We start from the raw sequence: 9,611 nt of genomic DNA on the forward strand, positions 1-9,611 counted from the left end.
AGCGGTCGATGTCGGCTTCGGTCACGCGCACGCGGCCGTCCACATCGCGCTCGCGCAGGCGCTGCAGCGTGATCTGGCGGCGCAGTTCTTCGCGGAACTGCTTTTCGTTCACGCCCTCGGCCCGCAGGCGTGACTGCAGGCCGGCCTTGTCCAGGCCGTTTTGCCGCGCCACATTGGTCAGCGCCTGGTCCACGGCGTAGTCATCCACGCGCAGGCCCGTGTCCTTGGCTTCCTGCAGCTGGGCCTTTTCCACGATCAGCCGCTCCAGCACCTCGCGGGCCAGCAGCGCCTCGGGCGGCATCTGGCCGCCCTGCTCGGCAATGTTCTGCGCCACGCGCGCCATGCGGGCCCGCACCTCGTTGTTGGTCACGGGCTCGGAGTTGACCACGGCCACGATGTAGTCGGCCGAGCGCACGCCGGCATTGCTGCCGCGATCACGCGACAAGGGCTGGTTGGTGGCGTCCAGCGCGCGCGAGACGGAGGCATCGCCGGCCTGGGGCGCCCTGGACTGGCCCGGAACACGCAGGCCTTGCGCCTGGGCTGTGGTGGCCAGCAAGGCCAGCGCCACAGCGGCCGCTGCGCAGCAATGGGTCTGGGAAAGAAAACGCATGGGAGAGATGCCTTGCAAAAAGCGTGTTTGGAGCCTTGGCTCTAATCGTAATTGGTGAAGCGGCTGGGCGGCGTCACCGACTCGCGCAGGTACTGGTAGCGCGGCACATTCTGCTTGAGGCTGCGCTGCGGGTCGGCACCCAGGCTCAGCCGCGAGAAGCCTACGAACTCGATCTGGAACAGCAGCCGGGTGTTGGACTGGGTGATGGAGCTTTGCAGGCGCTCCAGCACCACGCGGCCAATCCAGCAGCAGCCGTCGTACTCCAGCCCGACCACGGTATCGACGAGCTTGCGGTCCTTCAGGCTGTAGTTCAGCCGGCCCACCGTGTACCAGCGGCCGCCGCCCTGGCCACGGCCGGCACCCAGGTCACGGCCCTTGTCGCCCCAGAGGTCGTTGATGGGCCATTGCCAGCCCACATCGACCAGCTTGCTGGCATCGGTGCGTGCCACGGTGTCGTACTGGGTACGGTAGGCCACGTTCACCGTGCGGTAGGAGCTGGGGCTGTAGCGCGCGCCGAAGGTGGTGCGCACCGGGCGGTTCAGGTCGCGGTTGTACTGGGTCGTGCCTTCGGTGGACCAGGCATCGGTCCAGTTGATGGCCGCACCCAGCAGCACGTCGGACAGCCGACTGGTGGCAGGCACCTCGCCGGGCAGGATGACCTTCTGGTCGGAGAAACGCACGCGCTGCGCAATGCCGAAACGCGCCTTTTCCGCGCCCGTGGCCCCGTCGATCAGGCGTGTGGTCGCGCCCAGGGTCAGCAGGTGGTTGTCGGCAATGCGGTCCTGGCCGTTGTAGTCGTTTTCGGAGTAGATGCTCGCGAAGTTGAAGTCGTTGCGCGCCGTGTCGTACAGCGGCAGAAAGCTCTGGTCGCGGTAGGGCGTGTAGGTGTAGAAGGCGCGCGGCTCGAAGGTCTGCAGCAGCTGGCGGCCGAACAGCGTGGTGTCGCGCTCGAACACCAGGCCGCTGTCCACACTGACCGTGGGCAGCGTGCGCGAGGCATTGCGGTTGCCGTTGCTCATCAGGCGGTCCACCTGGTAGTTGCTGGTGTGCAACTGGATCCTGGGCGTGATGAAGGCGCCCGGCGACAGGAAGGGACGGCTCAGCTGCGCCTGCATGTAGCTGCGCTGGCCGTTGTTGTAGGTCATGCCGGCCAGGGGCTTGTCGATCTCGAAGCGCGTGGTGTCGGCCACGAAGCTGAAGTCCAGGCCGTGCGGCAGGTCCAGCGGCGTGTAGCGCCATTGCAGCTGCGGCTTCATGCCGTAGGGCGGGGCAATGGGCGCCGATGCGTCCTGCATGGTCTGCCAGTACAGGGTGCGCAGGGTCAGCACCCCGTCGCCACGCGCCCAGGACAGGTTCACGTCGTTGGGCAGCAGGCGCTCGCGCAAGGAACGGGCGGCCAGCGGGAAATCACGCCAGTAGTTGTCGTCGCTGACGCGGTTGAGGTTCATGTTCAACCCCAGGCCGCCGATGGGCGAGCTGATGACGCCCCGGTGCTGCAGCGAGTAGGCCCAGCGGTCACGGTCGCGCTGGCGGTCGCCCGGCATGTAGGCCGCGTAGGCCTCGCCCGAATAGGTGGGCTCCAGATAGCGGAACTGGGCGCCCAGGTTGACGCCGCGCTTGCTCATGACCGAGGGATACAGGGTCATGTCGCGGTTGGGCGCGAGGTTCCAGTAGTAGGGCTGCGTGTATTCGATGCCGCTGAGCTTGTCCAGGCCCATGGTGGGGGGCAGCAGGCCCGACTTGCGCTTGTCCGACAGCGGAAAGCTCATGCGCGGCACGGGCAGCACGGTCACGCCCTTGAACTGCAGGGCCGCGCCTTCGGCCACGCCGACTTCCTCGGCCATGTCGATGTGCAAGGTCCGGGCGCGCAGCATCCAGGCCGGCTGCCAGGTGGCTTCGTCATCGCGCTGGCAGGTGGTGTAGGTCGCGTCATGGACCACGGCATGGTCGCGGTCGATGAAGTCCACGCGCGAGGATTTGCCGTAGGCCCCGTTGGCCAGGAAGCGGTAGCCGGCGTTGTCGAAAAAGCCCTTGAAGGCATCGACCTGCAGGTCCAGCTGCGAGCCTTCGTAGACATTGCCGGCCTGGTTGATGTGCACGGCGCCCGAGGCATTGACGCGGTCGTCGGGCACCTGGTATTCGAGCCGGTCGGCGCGGATCATGGTGTCGCCGCGGCGCAGTTCGGCATTGCCCTCGATCACCGCATTGATGTCCGGCTGGCCGCTGAGCGCGTCGCCACGCACGTAGACGGGCTGCTGGGAGCGGACCGCCTCAGGGTAGGTTTCCTGCATCAGCGTGCTGGGGCGCAGCGGGCGCACCTGCTGCAGCCGGCCTTCATCGGCCGCAGCGGGCTGGGCCTGGGCCAGCGTCGAGCCACCGGCCCATGCGAGAGCCACAAGCCAGGCCAGCGGGCGTACAGCGGGGCGCGCGGGCGCGCGGGCAGCCAGCGGATCGGGGAGCGGCGGTCGGAGGTACACGGTGGTCAACAGCGGCGGGTGGACAAAGGCGCAAGCCTAGCATCACCGCCGGGCATTCGCCGGGGTGGCGGTTTGTAGAATCGCGATTATCCATGAGCCATCCAAACACCCCCACGGCCGGCGTTGTCTGGGCCGACCCCGCCCGCCATGCCGCCTTCGACGCCTGGCTGGCCCCGCTGTCCGCCCGCCACGCGCTGCGCCCCGAAACCCTGCGCCCGGCATCGGCCGATGCCAGCTTTCGCCGCTATCTGCGCCTGGACACCGCCGCCGGCGCCAGCCTCATCGTCATGGATGCCCCGCCGGACAAGGAAGACTGCGCGCCCTTCGCCAAGGTGCAGGCGCTGATGGCCTCGGCCGGCCTGGCCGTGCCGCAGATCCTGGACTGGGACGCCGTGCACGGCTTCATGCTGCTGTCCGACCTGGGCGGCCACACCGTCATCGAGGCGCTGGACCCGGAAAAGCCCCAGGACGCGGAAGCCTGGTACCGCTCGGCGCTGGAGGTGCTGCTGGCCTGGCAGACCGCCTCGCGCCCCGACGTGCTGCCCGCCTATGACGACGCCCTGCTGCGCCGCGAACTGCAGCTGTTCCCCGACTGGTACATCGCGCGCCACCGCGAGACCGTGCTCGACGACAGGCAGCAGGCCACGCTGGCCAAGGCCTTCGACCAGATCGTGGCCCACAACCTGGCGGCGCCCAGCGTCTTCGTGCACCGCGACTTCATGACGCGCAACCTCATGCAGCCCGTGACCGCCAGCGGCCCGCTGGGCGTGCTGGACTTCCAGGATGCGGTCTACGGCCCAGTGACCTATGACATCGCCAGCCTGCTGCGCGATGCCTTCATCAGCTGGGAAGAGGACTTTGTCATCGACATTACCGTGCGTTACTGGGAAAAGGCACGCAAGTCGGGATTGGTGGGCGCGCGCAGCCAAAGCGGCTGGGGCGACGATTTCGGCGAGTTCTACCGTGGCGTGGAGTGGATGGGGCTGCAGCGCCACCTCAAGGTGGCCGGCATCTTTGCACGGCTGACATTGCGAGACGGCAAGCCCCGCTACCTGGCGGATACGCCGCGCTTCATCCACTACATCCGCGCCACCTGCAGCCGCTACCGCGAACTGACGCCGCTGCTGCGCCTGGTGGACCAGATCGAGAACATTCAGCCCCAGGTGGGCTGGGCCTACGGGCGCGTTTGAGGACAGGTACGCCATGCCACGCTTTCACTGCCCCATCGCGCTGCGCAGCGGCGACGACATCGAACTGCCGCCCGGTGCGGCGCGCCATGTGCAGGTGCTGCGCCTGCAGCCCGGCGACGGCATCACCCTCTTTCAGGGCCGTGCCGGCGAGGGCTTCAGCGGCGGCGAGTTCGAGGCCACGGTCCTGCGCATGGGCCGCAGCGACGTGGCCGTGCGCATAGGCGCGCACCACGCCGTGGAACGCGAACCGCTGCGCCCCGTGCACCTGCTGGCAGGCATCACGGCCAACGAACGCATGGACTGGCTGGTGGAGAAGGCCGCCGAGCTGGGCGCCGCCAGCATCACGCCGCTGGTGGCCGAGCGCAGCGTGCTCAAGCTCAAGGGCGAGCGCGCCGAGAAAAAGCTGGCGCACTGGCAGGCCGTGGCCGTGTCGGCCTGCGAGCAGTGCACACGCAACCGCGTGCCGCCGCTGCATGCGCCCACCGACCTGCAAGACTGGCTGGAGGGCGGCGCGAAACAGCTGCCGCCCGGCACGCTGCGGCTGCTGCTGTCGCTGGGCGAGGGAACCCGGCCGCTGGGCGAGATCGTGGACGCCATGGCCGAGGATGCGCCCGTGGTCTTTCTATCGGGCCCCGAAGGGGGCCTCTCTCCGGCCGAAGAGGCCCTGGCCCGCGCCCAGGGTTTCGTGCCCGTCACGCTGGGTCCACGCGTTCTGCGCGCGGAAACCGCGCCCTTGGCCGCGCTGGCGGCGCTCACGCTGGACTGAACCGGCCCAGCCACTGCCGCAGCCTTGCGAACACGGGCGCGGCGAAGGCATCGCGCTCGTTGAACAGCTCGTGGTAGGCGCCGTCAAAGCACTGCGCCTGCACCACGGCCGGCGGCGCACGGTCGGAAAAGGCCTGGCTGCCGGCCGGCGCCACCAGCCTGTCGTCCCCTGCCCACAGCAACAGGCTGGGCACACTCCAGCTGCCCGCACGGGCCAGCACCTGCGGGCCGCCCTGCGCCAGAAAGCGCGCCAGCCGTGCGCTGATGCGGTCGTGGCACAGCGGATCGGCGCGGTAGGCATCGCAGACCGCCACGTCATGCGAGAGATACGGAATCTGCAGGCCGTTGGACACGCGCAGATCGGGCAGCAGGCGCGGCAGCGTGCCAACGAGCAATTTCTGGATCGGCGACAGACCCACATCGAGGGCTGGCGAGGACAGCACCAGCGCATCGACAGGCCGGATGGCCCGGGCCACGAACAGCGCCGCCACCAGGCCGCCCAGGCTGTGGCCCAACAGCACCAGCGGCTGGTCGGCCGGTTGCCGGGCGCGCGTGTCATCCACCACGGCCGCCAGGTCGTCCAGAAGCCGGTTGTCGCCCGTCAGGCCACCGCGCGGCCCTGCCGAGCGTCCGTGGCCATATTGGTCGTAGCCGCGTACGGCATAGCCCCAGGCATTGAGCCGCTGGGCCAGTGCCGCATAGCGGCCGATGTGCTCGCCCAGGCCGTGCACCAGCAGCACGGTGGCGCGCGCCGGGCCCTCGCCGGCAGGCCAATCGCACAGTGACAGCTCGGCGCCGTCGCCGGATGCCAGGCGTGTGACCTGGCCTTCCGGCGCGGGGGCAGACGCTGCCATCACGCCACGCCGGCAGTGCCGGCACCGGCTTCGGAACCTGCCTGCGTCACGGCCATGGCGGCGATCACCTGGGCCACGGCGGCCGTGAGCTTCTTGGCATAGGGCACGTGCAGGAATTCATTGGGGCCGTGGGCGTTGCTCTTGGGGCCGAGCACGCCGCAGACCATCATCTGGGCCTTGGGAAAGCCCTGGCTGAGCATGTTCATCAGCGGAATCGTGCCGCCCTGCCCGATGTAGCCGCAGGAAGCGCCGAAATGCGCCTGGCTGGCGGCGTTGAGCGCGTCCTCGAACCAGCCGTCCATGGCTGGCGCATTCCAGCCGCTGGCACCCGACAGCCCTTGCCAGGTCACACGGGCCTGGTAGGGCGCGTTGTCCTCCAGCAGCGCCTTCATCTCCTGCACGCAGGCGGCGGCATCGACCAGGGGCGGCAGGCGCAGGCTGAGCTTGAAGGCCGTGTAGGGCCGCAGCACGTTGCCGGCATCCTGTAGCGCGGGCAGGCCCTCTGCGCCTGTGACACTCAGCGTGGGCTCCCAGGTGCGCTTGACCAGCGCCTGCACCGGGTCGGTGGTGGTGGGCAGGGCAAACAGCGTGGAGCCGCCGCAGTCGTAGTGCGCCCAGGGAAAGCGCGCATAGGTCTCCTCGCCGAGGATGGCCGCCGTGGCGCGCATCTGGGCCATGCGGTCGGCCGGGACCTCGCAGTGGAAGCTGGCGGGCAGCAGGCGCCCGGTCTTGCTGTCCTCCAGACGGTCCAGCACCTGGCGCAGGATGCGGAAGGACGACGGCACGACGCCCGAGGCATCGCCTGAGTGCACGCCCTCCGTGAGGATCTCCACCTTCAGCGTGCCGCTGGCCATGCCGCGCAGGCTGGTGGTCAGCCACAGCTGGTCGTAGTTGCCGGCGCCGCTGTCCAGGCAGATCACCAGGCCCACATCGCCCAGGCGCGGACGCAGGGCATCGACATAGGGCAACAGGTCGCGCGAGCCGCTTTCCTCGCAGGTCTCGATCAGGCCCAGGATGCGCGGGTGCGGCACGCCCTGGCGCTTGAGCTCCTGCACGGCGGCAATGCTGGCGTAGACCGCATAGCCGTCGTCGGCGCCGCCACGGCCATAGAGCTTGCCGTTCTCGTACTTGGGCGTCCACGGACCCAGATCGCTGCGCCAGCCGTCGAACTCGGGCTGCTTGTCCAGATGGCCGTACATCAGCACCGTGGGGCTGGAGGCCGCCTTGTCCTGCGTGCCTTCCACCTCGAAGAACAGCACTGGCGTGCGGCCCGGCTGGCGCACGATCTCCAGCGTCAGGCCCGCCACCTTCTGCGCCTGCACCCAGTCGGCCGCATTGCGCAGCACGGTCTCCAGGTGGCCCTGCTGCTCCCAGTCGGGCGCGAACATGGGCGACTTGGCGGGAATGGCGATGTACTCGGTCAGCGCCGGGACGATGCGCTCGTCCCAGGAGCGGCTGATCCGGTCCAGCGCGGCTGCGGGCTGCAGCAGTTGTGAAGGAGTGCGTGCATTCATGGTGGGTCCTCGTGTCAGGGATGGGCGCACCGTTCGAGCGAAGCCAGCGCCGCGATCCGGTCATTGTGCGCCAACGCCATGCAGACCATGAGAGCCCGGCGCCAGCGACTACGATCACGCCCCATGTATATCGGAGAACTCGCCCGACGCGCCGGCTGCTCGCCCAAGGCCGTCAGGCTCTATGAATCACGGGGCCTGCTCGGTGCCGTGGCGCGGGCAGGCAGCTACCGCGTGTATGGACAGCAGGATCTGGTGCTGGTGCAGCGCATCCGCCAGGCGCTGGGGCTGGGCTTTCGGCTCGACGAGCTGCATGGCCTGCAGCGCCTGGACCACGCCGACAGCTGGGACGCGCTGGCCCGGCTGCTGCGCGGCCGCCGCGAGCAGGTGCAGGCGCAGATGCAGCACCTTCAGGGACTGCAGACGCAGCTGGCCGCACTGGAGCGTGAGCTGCTCGAATGCCGCCTGGAGCCGGCGGATTCCAGAGAACGCGCCTGCGAAACCGCCATGGCTTGATCCAGGGTCTTGACCCTGCCCCTTGGGGCAAGGCGAACATGGCCGCCATGTCTCCAAGCACCACGCACCCCCATCATCCCCAGCGCATCCTGATCATCCTCGGCCACCCGTCGGACGGCAGCCTGTGCGCCGGCCTGGCCGATGCCTACGCCCAGGGCGCACGCGACAGCGGTGCCCAAGTGCGCACGCTGCGCCTGGGCGAACTGGAATTCGACCCGCTGCTGCGCGCCGGCTATCGCCAGGATCAGCCTCTGGAGCCTGACCTGCAGCAGGCCCAGGCCGACATCCTGTGGGCCAGCCACCTGGCCTGGGTCTATCCGACCTGGTGGGGCGGCCTGCCGGCCTTGCCCAAGGGCTTCATCGACCGCATCTTTCTGCCGGGCTTCGCCTTCAAGTACCGCAAGGGCTCGATGCTGTGGGACCGGCTGCTGGCCGGCCGCACCGCCGATCTGCTGGTGAGCATGGATTCCCCGCCCTGGTATTACCGCTGGCTGGCGCACATGCCTGGCCATCACCAGATGCGCCGTGCCATCCTGGAGTTCAGCGGCATCCGACCCGTGCGCATACACAGTTTCGGACCCGTGCTCGGCGCCGATGCCGCACGCCGCCAGCAGTGGCTGGAGCAGGCGCAGGCAGCGGGCCGGCGCACGGCAGCACGTCCGGTCAAGGCCGCGACTTGAGCAATGCGTCAATGGCGGCTCGCCCCACCGACGGGTCGTCGGTGAAGATGCCATCGATGCCCGTGCGCAGGAAATCGTCCATGTCGGCGCGCGCATTGCCACGCCGGGCGCCGTCCTGTGCGGGCGGAGATTTCAGGCTCAGGGGAAGGAAGGCGTTCTCGGGCCGCAGCGTCCAGGGATGGACCAGCAGCCCCGCGCGATGGGCATCGGCCACCAGCGCAGTGGGCGCGGCATTCGCACCCTGCACCACGGGGATCACCATGCTTTTGCTCGGCCCTATGCCGTTGGCGTAGCGCGCAATCTCGGCCAGGCCTGCGGGCGTGACCATGTCGGCATAGCCGGGGCCCGTGCCGCGTGCCACGCTGTCATAGGGCTTGCCCTTGGGCGCCAGCAACTGCACCAGGCGCAGGCTGCTGCGCGCACGGATCCAGCGCAGGTTCTCGACCTCGAAGGACTGCACGAAGACTGGCGCCTGCGCATGGTTCCAGCCGTTGTCCGCGAGCAGCTTGAGCAGCGCGGGCTCCAGCGGCAGGCCGATGGACTGGAAGTAGCTCGGGTGCTTGGTCTCGGGATAGATGCCGATGGTGAGGCTCGTGCGTGCGCTCTCGGCTCGGGCCAGGTCGATGACCTCCTGCAGCGTGGGCACCTCGAAACGGTCATTGAACTGCACATTCGCCGGGCGGATCGCCGGAATGCGTTCGCGCGCACGCAGCGTCTTCAGCTCGGCCAGCGTGAAATCCTCCACGAACCAGCCCGTGATCGCCTGCCCGTCGATGGTTTTGGTGGTCTTGCGCGCCGCGAACTCGGGGCGGTCGGCCACATTGGTCGTGGCCTCCTTGAGGCTGCCGTCGGCCGCGAGGATGGCGATGGCGTTCTCATGCCGCGCCACCAGCACGCCATCGCGCGTGATGACCAGGTCGGGCTCGATGAAGTCGGCGCCCGCGCGTATGGCCTCGCGGTATGCCTCCAGCGTGTGCTCTGGCCGCAGCGCCGATGCGCCGCGATGGG

At 69.0% G+C, this 9,611-nt stretch carries 9 protein-coding genes; 4 read left to right on the forward strand and 5 right to left on the reverse strand.

Features of this window, described 5'->3' with window-relative positions:
* Both L995_RS11625 and L995_RS11630 read right to left on the reverse strand, forming a co-directional pair.
* Positions 1–610 (reverse strand): SurA N-terminal domain-containing protein (locus tag L995_RS11625; protein ID WP_047471836.1); only part of this gene is annotated, 610 nt, incomplete at its 3' end.
* A 41-nt stretch (positions 611–651) separates the two neighbouring features.
* On the reverse strand, positions 652–3,087 hold the full coding sequence (locus L995_RS11630; protein WP_047471839.1) for an LPS-assembly protein LptD: 2,436 nt from the start codon (positions 3,085–3,087) through the stop codon (positions 652–654).
* 92 nt (positions 3,088–3,179) lie between these two features.
* Here L995_RS11630 and L995_RS11635 point away from each other — a divergent pair, with 92 nt between their 5' ends.
* Together L995_RS11635 and L995_RS11640 are read left to right on the forward strand one after the other, a co-directional pair.
* Complete coding sequence (locus L995_RS11635; RefSeq protein ID WP_016447236.1) at positions 3,180–4,277, forward strand: aminoglycoside phosphotransferase family protein; 1,098 nt, start codon at positions 3,180–3,182, stop codon at positions 4,275–4,277.
* 13 nt (positions 4,278–4,290) lie between these two features.
* Complete coding sequence (locus L995_RS11640; protein WP_016447237.1) at positions 4,291–5,043, forward strand: 16S rRNA (uracil(1498)-N(3))-methyltransferase; 753 nt, start codon at positions 4,291–4,293, stop codon at positions 5,041–5,043.
* Here L995_RS11640 and L995_RS11645 read toward each other — a convergent pair.
* Both L995_RS11645 and L995_RS11650 read right to left on the reverse strand, forming a co-directional pair.
* Positions 5,030–5,896: an alpha/beta hydrolase gene (locus L995_RS11645; protein WP_047471828.1), complete on the reverse strand. Its 867-nt coding sequence runs from the start codon at positions 5,894–5,896 to the stop codon at positions 5,030–5,032. The two genes, L995_RS11640 and L995_RS11645, sit on opposite strands and share 14 nt — an antisense overlap.
* Positions 5,896–7,410, reverse strand: coding sequence for a M20 family metallopeptidase (locus tag L995_RS11650; RefSeq protein WP_046241498.1), 1,515 nt, complete (start codon positions 7,408–7,410; stop codon positions 5,896–5,898). The genes L995_RS11645 and L995_RS11650 overlap by 1 nt, the downstream gene beginning before the upstream one ends.
* 123 nt (positions 7,411–7,533) lie before the next feature.
* Between L995_RS11650 and L995_RS11655 the strand changes: the two genes are divergently transcribed.
* Together L995_RS11655 and L995_RS11660 are read left to right on the forward strand one after the other, a co-directional pair.
* Positions 7,534–7,923: a MerR family transcriptional regulator gene (locus L995_RS11655; protein ID WP_016447240.1), complete on the forward strand. Its 390-nt coding sequence runs from the start codon at positions 7,534–7,536 to the stop codon at positions 7,921–7,923.
* Between the two features lie 38 nt (positions 7,924–7,961).
* Positions 7,962–8,603, forward strand: a complete 642-nt coding sequence (locus tag L995_RS11660) for an NAD(P)H-dependent oxidoreductase (RefSeq protein WP_047471831.1) — start codon at positions 7,962–7,964, stop codon at positions 8,601–8,603.
* Here L995_RS11660 and L995_RS11665 read toward each other — a convergent pair.
* Positions 8,587–9,611, reverse strand: a 1,025-nt coding sequence (locus L995_RS11665) for a glycerophosphodiester phosphodiesterase (protein ID WP_047471833.1), incomplete at its 5' end; no start/stop codon positions are given. The two genes, L995_RS11660 and L995_RS11665, sit on opposite strands and share 17 nt — an antisense overlap.

Source organism: Delftia sp. ZNC0008 (assembly GCF_000799035.1).
Taxonomy (GTDB): domain Bacteria; phylum Pseudomonadota; class Gammaproteobacteria; order Burkholderiales; family Burkholderiaceae_C; genus Comamonas; species Comamonas tsuruhatensis.

Coding starts and splice junctions, on each gene's coding strand:
- L995_RS11650 (WP_046241498.1), bottom strand. CDS start 7,410: ATGAATGCACGCACTCCTTCACAACTGCTGCAGCCCGCAGCCGCGCTG.
- L995_RS11655 (WP_016447240.1), top strand. CDS start 7,534: ATGTATATCGGAGAACTCGCCCGACGCGCCGGCTGCTCGCCCAAGGCC.
- L995_RS11645 (WP_047471828.1), bottom strand. CDS start 5,896: ATGGCAGCGTCTGCCCCCGCGCCGGAAGGCCAGGTCACACGCCTGGCA.
- L995_RS11660 (WP_047471831.1), top strand. CDS start 7,962: ATGGCCGCCATGTCTCCAAGCACCACGCACCCCCATCATCCCCAGCGC.
- L995_RS11635 (WP_016447236.1), top strand. CDS start 3,180: ATGAGCCATCCAAACACCCCCACGGCCGGCGTTGTCTGGGCCGACCCC.
- L995_RS11640 (WP_016447237.1), top strand. CDS start 4,291: ATGCCACGCTTTCACTGCCCCATCGCGCTGCGCAGCGGCGACGACATC.